12 protein-coding genes are annotated in these 16,711 nt (G+C 41.1%); 9 read left to right on the forward strand and 3 right to left on the reverse strand.

The genetic code is table 11. The annotated features are described in order from the left end of the window. Positions 1-184 precede the first annotated feature (184 nt). A complete protein-coding gene (locus IMO47_RS05800) occupies positions 185-688 on the forward strand; it encodes a DUF2004 domain-containing protein (RefSeq protein WP_196075267.1) in 504 nt (167 codons plus the stop codon). A gap of 144 nt (positions 689-832) precedes the next feature. Here the strand turns inward: IMO47_RS05800 and IMO47_RS05805 are convergent, their stop codons facing one another. Beyond that, positions 833-4,189 (reverse strand): DEAD/DEAH box helicase, encoded by a 3,357-nt coding sequence (locus IMO47_RS05805; protein WP_196075268.1) that lies wholly within the window; start codon positions 4,187-4,189, stop codon positions 833-835. A gap of 194 nt (positions 4,190-4,383) precedes the next feature. Between IMO47_RS05805 and IMO47_RS05810 the strand changes: the two genes are divergently transcribed. Together IMO47_RS05810 and IMO47_RS05815 are read left to right on the forward strand one after the other, a co-directional pair. Further along, positions 4,384-5,547, forward strand: a complete 1,164-nt coding sequence (locus tag IMO47_RS05810) for an acyl-CoA dehydrogenase family protein (protein ID WP_196075269.1) — start codon at positions 4,384-4,386, stop codon at positions 5,545-5,547. Positions 5,548-5,621: 74 nt separating this feature from the next. Beyond that, on the forward strand, positions 5,622-6,791 hold the full coding sequence (locus IMO47_RS05815) for an acyl-CoA dehydrogenase family protein (RefSeq protein WP_196075270.1): 1,170 nt from the start codon (positions 5,622-5,624) through the stop codon (positions 6,789-6,791). Here the strand turns inward: IMO47_RS05815 and IMO47_RS05820 are convergent. Beyond that, on the reverse strand, positions 6,707-7,255 hold the full coding sequence (locus IMO47_RS05820; protein ID WP_227552365.1) for a hypothetical protein: 549 nt from the start codon (positions 7,253-7,255) through the stop codon (positions 6,707-6,709). The two genes, IMO47_RS05815 and IMO47_RS05820, sit on opposite strands and share 85 nt — an antisense overlap. An 85-nt stretch (positions 7,256-7,340) precedes the next feature. Then, positions 7,341-7,940, reverse strand: coding sequence for a TetR/AcrR family transcriptional regulator (locus tag IMO47_RS05825; protein WP_196075288.1), 600 nt, complete (start codon positions 7,938-7,940; stop codon positions 7,341-7,343). Positions 7,941-8,107: 167 nt separating this feature from the next. Between IMO47_RS05825 and IMO47_RS05830 the strand changes: the two genes are divergently transcribed. The 6 genes from IMO47_RS05830 to IMO47_RS05855 all read left to right on the forward strand — a co-directional run bounded on the left by IMO47_RS05830 (position 8,108) and on the right by IMO47_RS05855 (position 16,648). Next, on the forward strand, positions 8,108-9,898 hold the full coding sequence (locus tag IMO47_RS05830) for an acyclic terpene utilization AtuA family protein (RefSeq protein WP_196075271.1): 1,791 nt from the start codon (positions 8,108-8,110) through the stop codon (positions 9,896-9,898). Between the two features lie 88 nt (positions 9,899-9,986). Further along, a complete protein-coding gene (locus tag IMO47_RS05835) occupies positions 9,987-10,898 on the forward strand; it encodes an SDR family oxidoreductase (protein ID WP_196075272.1) in 912 nt (303 codons plus the stop codon). After that, positions 10,895-12,508 (forward strand): carboxyl transferase domain-containing protein, encoded by a 1,614-nt coding sequence (locus IMO47_RS05840; protein ID WP_196075273.1) that lies wholly within the window; start codon positions 10,895-10,897, stop codon positions 12,506-12,508. The genes IMO47_RS05835 and IMO47_RS05840 overlap by 4 nt, the downstream gene beginning before the upstream one ends. A 100-nt stretch (positions 12,509-12,608) precedes the next feature. After that, positions 12,609-13,766, forward strand: a complete 1,158-nt coding sequence (locus IMO47_RS05845) for an acyl-CoA dehydrogenase family protein (protein ID WP_196075274.1) — start codon at positions 12,609-12,611, stop codon at positions 13,764-13,766. A gap of 17 nt (positions 13,767-13,783) precedes the next feature. After that, positions 13,784-14,617 carry an enoyl-CoA hydratase-related protein gene (locus IMO47_RS05850; RefSeq protein WP_196075275.1) on the forward strand — a complete coding sequence of 278 codons (834 nt, stop codon included), beginning with the start codon at positions 13,784-13,786 and terminating at the stop codon, positions 14,615-14,617. A 90-nt stretch (positions 14,618-14,707) separates the two neighbouring features. Next, the gene (locus IMO47_RS05855) at positions 14,708-16,648 is read left to right on the forward strand and encodes an acetyl/propionyl/methylcrotonyl-CoA carboxylase subunit alpha (protein ID WP_196075276.1); all 1,941 of its coding nucleotides are present in this window, start codon (positions 14,708-14,710) and stop codon (positions 16,646-16,648) included. Positions 16,649-16,711: the final 63 nt, after the last annotated feature.

A 16,711-nucleotide genomic window follows, 5' to 3' on the forward strand; every position in this document is an offset into this window, starting at 1 on the left:
ATGCGTGATGGAAAATAAAAAGAATGAGATGAAACAACAAGAAAAATTGGAAGATCAAGAAGCAGAGTAAGAAAAAATAATGCATTTATCTATTTTTAATTTGCTGGCAGATGGTTTTTAAAGTTATTTTCATTTAATTTAGTTCAATAGATCAGTAATACACAAAAACATAAGGGCTATAAAAATGAAAGCATATACTTTGCCATATTTCGGAAGTATAGACTCAGAGAACTTAGAAGAATATTATGAAGCTACTGTTGAGCTTAATGGAAAGTTGGTTCGAATTGATTTGAATATTGAAGAAAAAAGTTTAAATAAGCAAACCCTAGATCAATTAAATCATTTTCTTGAAAACATTACAAAATTTGACCTCAAAAACTATGACTATATTCAACAAGACTTTAAAAATGAAAAGAACGGAACTGTTAGAGAATATGTGGATTTTCATATTGAAGAACTGGGGAAGGAGTTTTTAAAACAATTAAATATTACTCCTCAAACAGATCTTGCAGATCAATTTCTGGCAAAGTTGTATTTGAAAAGAATTGGTCTATATCCAGATGGCAAATATGAAACAACATATTTTGCTGCATTTGATTATACTGTTCATCAGCAATTAACTGATCAGCTGATTGTGGTCAAAACAGATCATCAAGGTCATTTGGATCATTTAAGCTGGGAAAGCTAGCTATGCCATAAGGTCCTTGGATACAAAAATTTATAAATTAACAAAGCTATAAAAAACAAACCCCATCACAATGACGGGGCTTTTTGGGTATTGAGGTATGGGATCTAACTTCTGTTCAACTTCTTCTCGCTTATCCTAGACCTTTCAATCCAACAAACTCATGACATCTTCTTCTGACAATTTCACTTCATTTTCATGATCGATACTCAATACGGATTTGGCAAGATTTGCCTTGTTCTTTTGCAAAGCTAAAATCTTTTCTTCTATGCTTTGATTGGTAATTAGTTTATAGACAAAAACAGGTTTGTCTTGACCGATCCGCCATGCACGATCAGAGGCTTGATCTTCCGCAGCAGGGTTCCACCATGGATCAAAATGAATCACAGTATCAGCAGCGGTCAGGTTCAGTCCTACACCACCTGCTTTTAAACTGATCAAGAAAACAGGAATTTCTCCTGATTGGAATGCCGTGATCACCTCGTCACGCTTTTTGGTTTGTCCTGTCAGTTTTACATTTCGAATGTTTAATGCTTTCAAATGTTCTTCAATCAGTTGAAGCATGGTTGTAAATTGGGAAAAGATCAAAATCTTGCGTCCTTCTTCAACCATGCCTTGCACCATATCTAATAAATGATCCAATTTAGCAGATTCAACATTTTGATTTTTAATTTGATCAAGCTGTAAAAGGCTAGGATGACAACAGACTTGGCGGAGTTTGAGTAGGGCGCTTAAAATCTGGATTTGACTGCGATGGAAACCCTTGGCTGCAATGAGTTCCCGGATATTTTTTTGCATTGTTGCACGAACAGCTTCATAGAGTTTGGATTGCTGTTCGTTCATGTCAATATTGACTTCAATTGTCGTTTTCTCTGGAAGTTCTTTAGCAACTTCTGTTTTTAAACGACGCAACATAAATGGCTTAATACGAGAAATGAGCTTGGCTTTTGTCGCTATATCCGCATGTTTTTCGATAGGATTGCGATATTTTTTATTAAATAACTCTTGGCTGTATAGAAAACCTGGCATGAGGAAATGGAATAAAGACCATAGTTCACCTAGATGATTCTCCATCGGGGTGCCTGTTAAACAAAGACGGTGTTTTGCCTTGATTTGACGAACCACTTGAGATGCTTTGGCCCGCGGATTTTTGATGTTTTGTGCTTCATCTAAAATCAGCATATGGTACTGATGTGGCAATAAAAAAGCTTCATCACGACCAATTAATGGATAGGTACTCAGCACAACATCTGCATTTTGAATATCTTGGAAATATTCCAAACGATCTTGGCCTTGAAGCACTAAAACCTTTAACTCCGGGGTAAATTTTTCTGCTTCTTTACGCCAGTTATGCATCAGAGAGGTAGGCGCAATAATCAAGGCTGGTCGTTGTTTTAGGCGACCTGCCTGCTTTTCGATGAGAATGTGTGCAAGCGTTTGCGCAGTTTTACCTAGACCCATATCATCAGCAAGTATACCGCCATGTTCAGTTTCACGTAAAAACTGCAACCATGCCAGACCTTGCTGTTGATAGGGGCGTAATTCTCCTTGAAAGCCTTCAGGTGTCGCAATTTGATGCTGATAACTACTTTGCAGCTTTTCAGCAAATATCTGTAAGCGCTCACTACTTTGCCACGGCATACCCAAATGATGCTGTAAATCTAAAAATTGTGCAGCATCGTATTGATCTAATGATGCAGATTCTGGGTGACGTAAAATTTCTTTGAGATAAATCAGAATAGGCTTAATGTCTTGTACTTTTAGTGCCAATTGAGATTGAGCTTCTTTTAAATGAACGATGAGAAAACTTTCATCCTTCATTTGTGCAATATAATCATCTTCTAAGAGGTGTGGATTATGTTGAATAGCATAACCCAATAGGTCAATCAGATTGTAGGTTTGCCCATGTACATCTTGAATGGTTGCGCCGACATTAAACCAATCTTGCTTTTTTTCCGATTCAGTCAAAGACAGCTGCAAATTCTGTGTGGCACGTAAATTGAATTGACTGTCGGCTGTATGTTCCACTTTCCAACCAAGAAGTTCAATCTTATTTTCAGGGATCAACTGGTCAATCCATGCTGTAGGATCTGCACAAATAATTGAATTTTCGGTGATATTTTCAAATGCAGGTCTTTTGCTTTTCGGTATTTTTTTGATCCATTGCAGCGTTGGAATCGCAGCCATCAATGCATCAACATGTTGTTTTTCTACGACAAGATCACGTTGTTGTCGTACTGTTTTTTGCTGAATGTTGCTGACAAAACATTCATCAGGAAAACCCGCTTTAATTCTTCCAGCTTGATATTCAAATTCAATTTCTGCAAATGCGTAATGATGCATATGACCTAAACGATCATATTGCGGATGAGTACCGAAGCGTAAAATAGGGATGGGTTTTCCAGTCAGAATATCAACACTTTGTGTACATTGGGCTTGTGGCAAGTCTTCAAAACACGAATAAGGCTGAATCGCTTGTTGAAACTCAGGCATAAGTTCAACAGGCATCTGAGGCATATTGAGCAGTTCTTCAATCATTTCACTGGAATAGGATGATTCAAGTGCCCCCACTTGATTTTTCAAAAGATCAAGATAACTTAATGGGTGAGAATGAATAATGTAGATGTTTTTTGCATGTTCATCCGTAATTTCTGACTGCTGATCATCGAAAAATTGTGCTTTTAATTTTTCAGTTTGTTGTTCAGGTTGAGATTGCCAGTTAAATTCGATTTTATAGTTTTGTTCAGACCAGATTAATGCGGGTCTTTGCACATCCAATGCATAACAATCCCCACTCAAAACTGCAGTTTTAAGATGCTCCTGATAGATACCTGAAATATCCCATGATGAAGGATAAAAATGAGCATTGTTAAAATTTAATTTTGCAAAAAAGTAGAGGTGGCTAAAGATTTTCTTTTCTTCAGGACTGACTTTCAAACGTTCATTGAGTACATTGTCATAACTGGTATACAGCGCTGTATCACGGATTTTTCCATCTTTATTATGACGAACTTTGTATACACAAAGTTGCAGTTGAGCCGAGTTATTTTTAGCTTGGAAGATATAGACCAGTTGATGAGGTGTTTTTTTGGTGCTGGGCTGAATTTGAGCCAATTGCTGTTTAAATTGATTTAGCCAAGCTTTTGCAGTGCCATGCGCTGTTTGATTGGTTGTCGCGGAAGACTGCTCTGAATGGTTTAAATTCTGTCGCGTGAGTGCAGCCGACATTTCTTGATCATAAAAATGACGCGCCAATGCGGCTGCGTGTTTACAATCATAGGCCACAGCACAACTACAGTCAGTATCGACAATCTGATTTTTTAGCGGATTGTAAATAACAGCAGTCTCATAATAATCTGTCCCTTGAACTTGTGCCTCTATCACCAAATTGTCACGGTCAGGATAAATTTCTAGAGATTTAAGATCAATTTTTTTGACATAACTCAAGCTTCGTTGAATAGTTGCCGGGCTAAAACGAGATAAAAATTGATTCAGTGTCGCCATTATTTGTAGAGCTAAAAATTAAAATGAAATTATTAAGAGTGTAACGGATTTTTGAAATGGAAGCTGAAATTAATACATGAGTTTTCAGCAAAATTGACATGTTTTTAATTATAAATTGATCATTTCTGCAACTTTAAAACCCTTAAAATCTGTCAGTATAAGTTTTTAAAAATAATGCTGGGAAGCACATCAAGATGAAACATAACCCAATTTACTATACAGATCAGCATTTTGCCTTTGCGGACTCAGTTCGCAAGTTTGTTCAAAAAGAGTTAATGCCACATATCAATGAATGGGAAGAAACTGAAACATTTCCAAAAGAACTTTACCAAAAAGCAGCAGAAATCGGTTTGCTGGGGATTGGTTTTGACGAACGTTACGGGGGGATCCCTGAAACGGATGCCTTTCATGTGCTTTTATCTTCAATTGAACTGGCTAAAACAGGTTCGGGCGGGTTGTGTGCTTCTTTATTGTCACATTCAATTGGCGCACCGCCGATCAATCACTTTGCGACAGATGAAATTAAGCAAACGGTACTCACACAAATCCTGGCGGGTGAAAAAATCTCTGCGCTAGCGATTACAGAACCAACAGGCGGCTCAGATGTCGCTGCGCTCAAAACCAAAGCCGTACGAGAGGGTAATGACTATATCGTGAATGGTGAAAAGACGTTTATTACCTCTGGTATACGTGCAGATTACTATACGGTTGCTGTGCGTACGGATGCTGATGCCAAAGGTCCAAATGGTATTTCCATGTTATTGGTCGATGCGCATAGTGAGGGTATAACCAAATCAAAACTCGATAAAATGGGTTGGTGGGCTTCGGATACTGCACATTTACATTTTGATCAAGTTCGTGTTCCAGCAGATCACTTATTGGGTGCTGAAAATATGGGCTTTTTGGTGATTATGAATAATTTCAATATGGAACGATTTTTTCTCGCTGCCAGTAGTTATGGTTTTGCTTTAACCTGTTATGAAGAAGCTTTGGAATGGGCACGAGAACGTAAAACATTTGGCAAGCGTTTGGTGGATCATCAAGTGGTACGGCATAAATTGGTGGATATGGCAACTCGCCTGACCACTACACTGGCTTTATTGGAAGATACAGCGTATCGCCTTGGGAAACCTGAAATGCAGGGCAATGAGTTGATCGCCCAAATCTGTATGCTAAAAAATGTTGCAACACAGACCATGCAATTTTGTGCAGATGCAGCAGTACAAACGCTGGGGGGAATGGGCTTTATGCGAGGAACGAAGTCTGAACGTATTTATCGCGATGTAAAAGTGAATATGATTGGGGGGGGCGCGGAAGAAATTATGAAAGATCTCGCCAGTCGTCAATTGGGCTATTAGAATTTGAGCAATTGATTAAGATAGTACTGTATGGAAAATACAGTGTCATAAAAATAACCAGGGAATAACAAGATATGGATCATTTAAATAACCCGATTTACTACAGCACTGAACATCGTGCATTTGCTGACAGTGTGAAGAAGTTTGTGGAAAAAGAAATTAGTCCTTATGTCAATGAATGGGATGAGGCGGGAAGCTTTCCACGAGAACTATATCGAAAAGCGGCATCTATCGGACTTTTAGGGTTAGGGTTTGATGAAGATCATGGTGGGATCCCTGATGCAGATGCATTTCATGTGCTGCTTGCAGCCGTTGAAACAGCTAAAGCTGGTTCCGGTGGGGTACATATCTCACTGATGATTCATACCATTGGAACGCCGCCTATCCATTATTTTGCAAAGCCTCATATTCGTGACCAAGTAATGCCACAAATTATTGCAGGTGAAAAAATTTCTGCACTTGCCATCACTGAACCGAGTGGCGGATCTGATGTTGCTGCATTGCAAACCAAAGCGATACGAGAGGGTGACTTTTACCGGCTCAGTGGAGAAAAAACCTTTATCACTTCAGGTATGCGAGCAGACTATTACACTGTTGCTGTAAGAACCAATCCTGATATAAAAGGCGCCAATGGGATTTCGATGCTGCTGGTCGATGCACATAGTGAAGGTATTACCAAATCCCCTTTAAAAAAAATGGGATGGTGGGCATCGGACACCGCACATTTACATTTTGACCAAGTTAAAGTACCTGTGGAAAATCTTTTAGGAGAAGAAAATGCTGGTTTTAAAGTGATTATGAAAAATTTTAACATGGAGCGTTTTTGGCTGGCATCTATGGCTTATGGGTATGCACTGGTGTGTTATCAAGAGGCTCTGGAGTGGTCTAAAGATCGAAAAACTTTTGGTAAACGCCTGGTTGACCACCAAGTGGTTCGTCATAAACTGGTGGATATGGCGACGCGTTTAACCTATACACGCGCTTTACTGGAGGACACTGCTTATCGGATGGGCAAAGCTGAACTACAGGGCAGTGATTTAATTGCACAGATTTGTATGTCAAAGAATGTTGCGACACAAAGCATGCAGTTTTGTGCAGACGCTGCTGTACAAACCTTAGGTGGAATGGGCTTTATGCGTGGAACGAAGTCTGAGCGAATTTACCGTGAAGTAAAGGTCAACATGATTGGCGGTGGTGCGGAAGAAATCATGAAGGATTTGATCAGCAAGCAGTTGGGGTTTTGATTTTTTGGCAAGTTAAATGATCTGTTTATGATGATATGCCAAAGCAGAATCTCTTTTTCTTGGATGATTTTTAAATGATTTCGACGTTTAATTTTCCGTAAGTCGGGCGTTATTCTCCAACACAGCGTGTAAGCTGAATTTCCATATGCCCAATAACAAATCGTCGTTGCATGAATGTCGAGGTTATCTTCTAAAAGCTGAAGAATTATGTTCCATTGTTGATCTGAATCTAGCGTTTTAGAAGATTCCTCAAACGATTGTAAAATCGTTTCCATCAGTGCAAATTTTTCGTCTTCATTGAGTTCATTTGAAAGATAAGCATCTATAAATTCATCAATACGATTTGGGTCAGCAACCTCATATTCCCAATCTTGCATAAAAGGATCGTAGGGTAAATTAAAGCGTTGAGCCAATGCGTAAATTGCCGAGGCGGTAATGTAGCGTTGAGGATATGTTTTAAGCATTATTTTTTTCTGTCTGATCATAAAACAAAACTTAACTTATTTCGGTTTTTTAATAGGCAATTGATGCTGAGGAACCAAGCAATATTTATTTCAAAGCCATATTTAAAACGGTTTCAGTCAATTCATCCATTGTCATTTTACCGTTGGGCTTATACCACGTCACTGTCCAAGCAATTGCACCTCCCAATAAGCGACGCCAAATAAAAGCATCATGTTGAACTTTATTGAGTTTACGTAGCTTTTCAATCACAGTCAGCCAAATGTCCTCATAAGCATTGCGAAGTTTAAGCAACTCATCCTGTCTAGGTTTAGATAAAGCAAACCATTCATAAACCAGAACAGCCATCGCTGAACCTGTATCACCGCTAATAGAGATCAGTTCAGCTTTAATTAAGTGTTTCAATTGTTGCTCAGGATCATCTGATATTTGAATCGCATCCAACAGACGAGCATGATTATAAATAATGGTCTGTTGCATCACATGGGCAAGAATATCATCCTTACTTTTAAAATGATGAAACAAGCTACCTGATTGAATTCCAATAAAATTGGCTAACTCACGTACAGTAGTTTTGGCATAGCCTTGTTTGTGGAACAGGTAAGCAGCACCCAGCAATAAACGACCTCTAGGGCTGTCATCAAAACAGGCAATGGACTGAATATCATTGATTGAATTAGCGATCATCGGATCATTTTTTTCCATAAAGTTAAGCCATTTTTTTATTGTTTGAAATGCGTTTTAACACATTTGCCAATTCAGGATAACATTTTGCACTTTACAAACCAAGCGCTTGCTTGGTAGATTGGTGTATAAATTTTATTCAGAACAATCAAAACAACATAGGTGTGAAAATGGACGATCAGCGTATTGTGAAAATTGGATGTGCCTCAGGTTTCTGGGGCGATACCAATACTGCTGCATTTCAACTGGTACATATGTCTGACATTGACTACCTTGTGTTTGATTACCTTTCAGAAATCACCATGTCAATCATGGCAAAAGCGATGATGGTCAATCCTGAGCATGGCTATGCTTTAGACTTTGTCAGTCGGGTGATGACGCCACTACTTAAAAAAATCAGCGATAAAAAGATCAAGGTGATTAGCAATGCAGGTGGGGTGAATCCTTTGGCATGCCGTGATGCTTTGCAAAAAGTGATTGATGCTCAAGGCTTAAATTTAAAAATTGCCGTGGTATTGGGAGATGACTTACTCGCTCAACAGACCACTTTAAAAACACAAAATATTCAAGAAATGTTTAGTGGAAAAAACTTACCCGATCAGCTTGCCAGTTGTAATGCCTATCTTGGCGCAATTCCAATTCGTGATGCGCTTGATCAAGGTGCGGACATCGTGATCACAGGACGGGTGGTGGACTCTGCTGTAGTACTTGCACCCTTACTGCATGAATATCAATGGTCTTTGGATGATTATGACAAACTGGCTCAAGGCTCACTGGCAGGGCATATCATTGAGTGTGGTGCTCAATGCACAGGGGGGAATTTCACCGATTGGCGTTTAGTTCAAGGTTTTGACAATATGGGATTTCCGATTGTTGAAGTCAAATCCGATGCCTCATTTGTTGTAACTAAACCCAAAGGTACGGGGGGATTGGTTTCGACTGCGACAGTTGCTGAACAAATTGTTTATGAAATCGGTAATCCTCAAGCCTATTTGCTACCCGATGTCACTGCGGATTTTAGCCAAGTAAAATTACAGCAACTGGAACAGGATCGGGTTCTGGTTATTGGCGCAAAAGGTCGAGCACCCACTCAGCAATATAAAGTCAGTGCAACTTACCCAGATGGATATCGGGTGTTGGTGAGCTTTCTGATCGCAGGGCGTGAAGCACCAGAAAAAGCTCAGGTGATTGCAGATGCGATCCTGAATAAATGCGAACGTGTTTTAGCTTTACGTTCAGTGCCGCCATTTTCTGAAAAGTCCGTTGAGATATTGGGCACTGAAAGTACTTATGGGGGCAATGCAAAACCTATTCAAAGCCGTGAAGTCGTGGTCAAAATTGCAGTAAAACATATGTTTAAAGAAGCATGTCTGTTTTTTGCTTCGGAAATTGCACAAGCATCTACAGGAATGGCACCTGCACTGGCGGGTATCGTTGGCGGTCGCCCTAAAGCCTCACCAGTGATCAAACTCTTTTCATTCTTGGTGGACAAATCAGCACTCAATATAGAAATAGATATTGCTGGACAGCGCCATAAAGTTGAAATTCCATCAGGTTCAAGTGAACAGACCTATGATGCATTGCCTGTTGGAGACATTGCCCAATTTTCTGCTCAGGAAATAACGGTTCCTTTGGTTGAAATCGCTCATGCGCGTAGTGGAGACAAGGGTAACCATAGCAATATTGGGGTGATTGCACGTCAACCTGAATATTTGCCTTGGATTCGTGCCAACTTGACTGAAGAAAATGTCAAAGCATATATGCAGCATGTGTTGGACCCAGAAAAATCTCAAGTGATTCGTTATGAAATCCCCGGATTGAATGCGCTGAATTTTATGCTGGAAAATGCACTCGGAGGCGGTGGAATTGCCAGTTTACGCATCGATCCGCAAGGCAAAGCTTTTGCACAGCAACTGTTGGATATGCCTGTCAAAATCCCTGCGAATTTAAAGCCCTCTTAAGTCTTTTATAATGGTAGAAAACTCGTTTTTATAAAAGATATTAGAAAGGGTTCAAGGAATCTAAAAGAAATTAATTGGAATTAAGACAATGCATTATCACTCAATATTTAGATCAGATGCTTTTCAAGACAAAGTCATTGTTGTAACAGGTGGTGGCTCGGGTATTGGACGTTGTACTGCGCATGAATTGGCGTCTTTAGGCGCTCAAGTTGTCATCACTGGACGAAAAATTGAAAAGCTCAATAGAGTAAGCCAGGAAATCAGCGACGATGGGGGGAAAGTACATCATATCGTTTGTGATAACCGTGAAGAACAACAAGTCAAAGACATGATTGCTGAAGTGATAGAAAAATTTGGCAAGCTTGATGGTCTGGTCAATAACGCAGGTGGGCAATTCCCTTCAAACTTAGAAGGTATTTCAGCGAATGGATTTGATGCTGTAGTCCGTAATAACCTGCATTCAACTTTCTACTTGATGAAAGAAGCATACAATCAATGGATGGCAAAACATGGAGGCAGTATTGTCAATATGGCAGCCGATATGTGGGGAGGAATGCCAGGTATGGGGCACTCTGGTGCAGCGCGTTCTGGGGTGGATAATTTGACCAAAACGGCAGCAGTAGAGTGGGGACGTTCAGGTGTTCGTGTGAACTGTGTTGCACCGGGATGGATTATTTCCTCGGGAATGGATAATTACTCAGGTGATTTTGCCAAATTCATCATTCCCAGCTTGGCGGGTAATGTGCCACTTAAACGTATGGGAACAGAGTCCGAAATTTCTTCAGCGATCTGCTATCTGCTCTCAGAGGCGGCAGGTTTTGTTTCGGGGGTAACGCTTCGTATTGATGGTGCAGCCTCTTTGGGGACGCGAATGTATCCGTTGGCGGATGCTGTCAACAGCGAATCATTCAATGGTTTCCATCGTGCTTTTATTCCAGATGTACTCAAAGAACAATTAGGCAATTCATCGAATAACTCAACGACAGGAGAAAATACATGACTGTTCTCCAATCCGAAATTGCAGTTGGCAGCGAGCAATTTGAACAAAACAAACAAGCATTACTGAACCAGATTGCTGACGTACGTGCAGTGCAAAATAAGAACATCGAAAAGTCTTATGCTGCCAAGGCTAAATTTGATAAAAAAGGTAAAATTTTACCGCATGAACGTGTCCGTTTAGCCCTTGATGCCGATTCTCCCTTTGTTGAGCTGTGTGGTCTGGTTGGCTATGGCATGCATGATGATAAAGATGGATCGGATGCCGGGGGAGGCATTATTTCAGGAATCGGATTTGTGAGTGGTGTCCGCTGTCTGATTTCTGCAAGCAATAGTGCGATCAAAGGTGGAACGATGTCTCCGATGGGGGTGCAAAAAACCTTACGCCTTCAAACAATTGCTTTCGAACAAAAATTACCAATGCTGACCCTGACTGAAAGTGGCGGTGCAAACTTAAATTATGCTGCTGAAGTCTTTACCTTTGGTGGGATGACTTTTGCCAACCAAGCTCGGCTTTCTGCGGCAGGTTTACCGCAAGTGTCTGTGGTACATGGCAATGCAACAGCGGGTGGGGCATATCAGCCGGGCTTGTCTGACTATGTCATTGCTGTACGCAAACAAACCGAGATGTTACTTGCGGGACCTCCTTTGCTTCTGGCTGCTACAGGGGAAGTTGCGACTGCTGAAGAGCTCGGTGGAGCAGAAATGCATGCCCAAGTTGCTGGTACAGCGGAGTTCTTGGCTGAAAATGATGCAGATGGAATTCGTATTGCAAGGGAGGTGTTTGAGCATCTCAATTGGAAGGAACAAACCCAAAAATTAAAGCGAGATTATCCAGAACCACGTTACCCTGCTGAAGAGTTACTCGGCATTATTCCTGCAAATCCCAAACAACCTTTTGATATGAAAGAAGTGATTGCACGGATTGTAGATGATTCTGATTTTTTTGAAGTTAAACAGGAATACGATGCATTGACGGTGTGCGGTTGGGCAAAAATTGGTGGATTACACATTGGCATTATTACCAATAATGGACCGATTACCCCACAAGGTGCAACCAAAGCAGCTCAATTCATTCATCTGTGTGAGCAGACCAAGCGTCCTTTACTGTTTTTACACAACACCACAGGTTTTATGGTTGGAACAGATGCAGAACAAAACGGCATCATCAAGCATGGTTCAAAATTGATCCAAGCGGTGGCAAATACAACAGTTCCCAAAATTTCAATTGTCGTCGCCGGGTCATATGGTGCAGGAAATTACGCCATGTGTGGTCGTCCGCTGTCACCACAATTTATTTTTGCCTGGCCAAATTCACATGTTGCAGTGATGGGCTCTGCTCAAGCCGGTAAGGTGTTGCGGATTGTGGCAGAAGGTAAACAGAAAGCGTCAGGGATGGAGCCGAATGAACAGATGCTGGACTTCTTGGAACAAAGTACAGCAGCCAAATTAGAACAACAGTCTACCGCCTTATTCAATACGGCAATGCTCCATGATGATGGAATCATTGATCCAAGAGATACGCGTAAGGTTTTGATTTTCTTGCTTGAAACAATTTATGAAGCTGAGCATCGAAAACTGAACCCAATCCGTTTTGGCGTGTCGAGACTTTAAACTGTCTAATTCAAATGATTTTATGTATAGGACTGATTTTGAATCAAAAACTCTCTTGTTAAAGTGTGATAAGAGCAGATTTAATTTAAGGAAAAAAATAATGAAATTTACATCAGAGCATGACGCACTACGCCGTACTACACGTCAGTTTGTTGAGACCGAACTCAATCCATATATTCCCGCATGGGAAGCTGAAGGGCGTTTTCCAATTCATGATGTATTTAAAAAGCTGTCTGACCTGGGATTATTGGGGATTTGTAAACCAGAAGAAAACGGGGGATTGGGCTTAGATTATTCCTATAACCTTGTGGTGGCGGAAGAACTTGGGCGTGCAGCATGTGGAGGTGTACCTCTGGCAATAGGTGTACAGACTGATATGGCAACACCTGCTTTGGCCCGTTTTGGCAGCAAACAATTGCGTGATGAATTTTTAACACCTGCCATTGCAGGTGAGTATGTTGCCTCCATTGCGGTATCGGAAGTGCATGCCGGTTCAGATGTTGCCGCGATCAAAACCACTGCAAAGAAAGACGGTGATGATTATGTAATTAATGGCAGTAAAATGTGGATTACCAATTCACTGCAAGCAGATTTCTTCTGTTTACTTGCCAATACGTCCGATGACAAACCGCATGTCAACAAATCAATGATTATTGTTCCTGCAAAATCCGCAGGCATCTCATTTTCAGAACCTTTAAATAAGTTGGGCATGCGCTCAACGACTACAGCAGAAGTTTATTTTGACAATGTTCGTGTGCCACAGCGTTACCTGGTCGGTGCAGAAGGCATGGGTTTCATGATGCAGATGATGCAATTTCAAGAAGAGCGTATGTGGGCGGCTGCCAATGCTATTGGCGGTTTAGAAAATGTTATTCAGCAAACCATTCAATACACCAAGGAGCGCAGCACTTTTGGACAACCTTTGATCAACAATCAATATGTACATTTCCGTTTTGCGGAATTGATGACAGAAGTCGAGGCGTTACGTGCTTTAACTTATCGTGCTTGTGAAATTCATGTTGCTGGTGGCAATGCGACTGAAATAGCCTCTATGGCAAAACTCAAAGCAGGACGCTTGACCCGTGAAGTCGCTGACAGTTGTTTACAGTTTTGGGGGGGCAATGGCTTTATGTGGGATAACCCTGCTTCACAACTGTATCGAGATGGTCGTTTAGGTTCAATCGGTGGTGGTGCTGATGAAATCATGCTCGGTATTATTTGTAAGCTGATGGATATTTTACCGTCCAAGCGTAAATAAATAGGGAGAATATGGAGATGACACTTTCACCATCGCTAACAGCACAGGTATTTGATTCAAGTATTGAACTTGAACAAGAGGGCAGTATTTTAACTTTATGGCTTAATCGACCTGACAGTCGTAATGCGATGAGTTTGGATATGGTCAAAGCGATTCAGCAAGTATTTCAAGTCATTGAACAGGATGTATCAATTCGTTCGGTCATTTTACGAGGTAAAGGTGGTCATTTTTGTGCAGGGGGTGACATCAAAGATATGGCAAAACTGCGTGGTGAAGCAATCAATGTAGGCTCTCTGCAACCTTATGTTGATTTCAATCGCCAATTTGGTCATATGATTCAACAAGTTGATCAAGCTCCGCAAACTGTAGTTGCAGTATTGGAAGGTGCTGTGTTGGGGGGCGGCTTTGGTTTGGCTTGTGTTTCAGATATCGCCATCAGTCTTGCTGATGCCAAATTTGGCTTACCTGAAACTGGGCTAGGCGTGATCCCTGCGCAGATTGCACCTTTTGTGGTCAAACGAATCGGTTTGACACAAGCACGTCGTTTGGCGCTATTGGGATCACGTTTTGAAGGTCACACTGCATTGAAAGTGGGTGTGGTACATGAAGTCGTTGAGAATGAAAAAGCATTGGCAGTGCTGTTGGTTGAAACCATTCAGCAAATCAAACGGACTGCGCCGCAAGCCTCTCGTGTGACCAAAGCGTTATTACATCGAACCTTAAATGAGCCTTTAACAGCACTGTTGGATGATGCAGCACAGCAATTTGCGCAGGCTGTGGGTGGTGAAGAAGGCATGGAAGGAACCTTGGCATTTATACAAAAACGAGAACCGAATTGGTTTGATGGATAGCCAAGACATCAGGATTGATTTTAAGTGATTGATTTATCATTAAAATCAAGATCATCAAATCAATAAAATATAAAAATAGGGGAAACGAGAATGGCATTTTCAAAAATATTGGTGGCGAATCGTGGTGAAATTGCTGTTCGCGTAATGAAAACAGCAAAAGCAATGGGCTATCAAACAGTGGCTGTCTATTCAGATGCGGATCGTCATGCACGGCATGTTCAGTTTGCAGATGAAGCTGTCTATATCGGTGCGTCAAAGGTTTCAGCGTCCTATCTTTCTATAGATAATATTATCGAAGCATGTCAAAAAACAGGAGCAGATGCCGTACATCCCGGTTATGGTTTTCTTTCGGAGAATACTGACTTTGCCGCAGCATGTGCTAAAAACGATATTACTTTTATCGGACCACCTGCATCCGCAATTGAATTGATGGGAAGTAAACGACTTTCAAAGATTGCCATGATCGAGGCTGGTGTGCCTTGTGTACCTGGTTATGAAGGTGATCAGCAAGATATTGAATATCTTGAACAACAAGCCAACAAAATTGGCTATCCATTGATGGTCAAAGCATCCGCAGGAGGTGGTGGTCGGGGCATGCGTCTGGTTCACCAATCGGCTGATATTGTCGAAGCCTTAAAAACAGCACGTTCTGAAGCTGAGAATGCATTTGGTTCAGGTGAGCTCATTCTTGAAAAAGCTGTGATGGCTCCCCGTCATGTTGAAATTCAGGTGTTTGGCGATACGCATGGCAATTATGTTTATCTGTTTGAACGTGACTGTTCGATTCAACGCCGTCATCAAAAGGTCGTCGAGGAAGCACCTTGTCCAGTCATGACTGAAAGCTTGCGCCAACAAATGGGAGAGGCTGCGGTAGCTGCAGCAAAATCTTGTAAGTATGTTGGAGCAGGAACCGTCGAATTTTTATTGGATCAATCGGGTAATTTTTATTTCTTGGAAATGAATACACGTTTGCAGGTTGAGCATCCTGTAACGGAGATGATTACTGGACTGGATCTTGTGGAATGGCAACTGCGTGTTGCCAATGGAGAAACGCTGCCGCTTCAGCAATCTGAGCTGACCTTGACAGGACATGCGATTGAAGTCCGTTTATATGCAGAAGATCCCCGACAGGATTTTTTACCTCAAACGGGACGTATATATCGTTGGCAAGCTGCGGAGTCGCCTCATGTACGCATTGATCATGGGTTACTTGAACAGGATGAAATTAGTCCTTTTTATGATCCAATGGTGGCGAAAGTCATTGCCTATGGTCAAACCCGGCAAGATGCGATTCGGCTTTTGGCGCGTGCTGTAGATGACTGTGTTCTTTTGGGGGTAAACAGCAATAAACAGTTTTTGGTCAATTTGCTTAGACATCCGATTATTGTCAAAGGCGATACCAACACGGCATTTATCCAAGAGCATTTTCAAAATGATCCAAGTTTGCATTCACAAACACTAGATTTAGAGTATTTGGCAGTTGCCACAGCATTATTCACCCATGCTGCAAGTCAAAGCAGTTGGAATACAGGGATTGCTTTATCTTTACCGTTGAAATTGAAACATGAAGATCAACACATGCATGTACTGGTAAAGCGTGATCGTGATTTAGTCGGTGTTGAAATCTGTGGGCAAAGCCTTGACATTCAGATCATTGCACAAGATGTCGACCAACTGATTTACGAAACAAATTCTGTGCGCCGCTCAATCAATTATGTCTTAGATGGAAATCGGATTTATTTGGACGCTGTAAATGGCAATATTGCCATTGAGAATGTTACTTATGTACCACCAGAAAGTACCGATATTGCAGGCGATGGTAAAATCCGTGCCCCAATGGATGGTGCAATTATTCATATTTTGGTCAATCCTGGAGATACTGTGTCTAAAGGTCAAACGCTACTGATTTTAGAAGCAATGAAAATACAACAACAGATTAAATCGGATGTAGATGGTGTGGTCGAAGAGATCGTTGGACAGGTTGGGCAACAGGTGAAAAAACGACAATTGGTTTTGAATATTCAGGCTTGAGTCGTTTTCAACTGGATGATATTGGTTTGATATGAACTTCAATATCGTTGGATATTGAAGTTT

The organism is Acinetobacter sp. Res13-Abat-PEC15-P4-01, assembly GCF_015676285.1.
In the GTDB taxonomy this organism is placed as follows: domain Bacteria; phylum Pseudomonadota; class Gammaproteobacteria; order Pseudomonadales; family Moraxellaceae; genus Acinetobacter; species Acinetobacter nematophilus.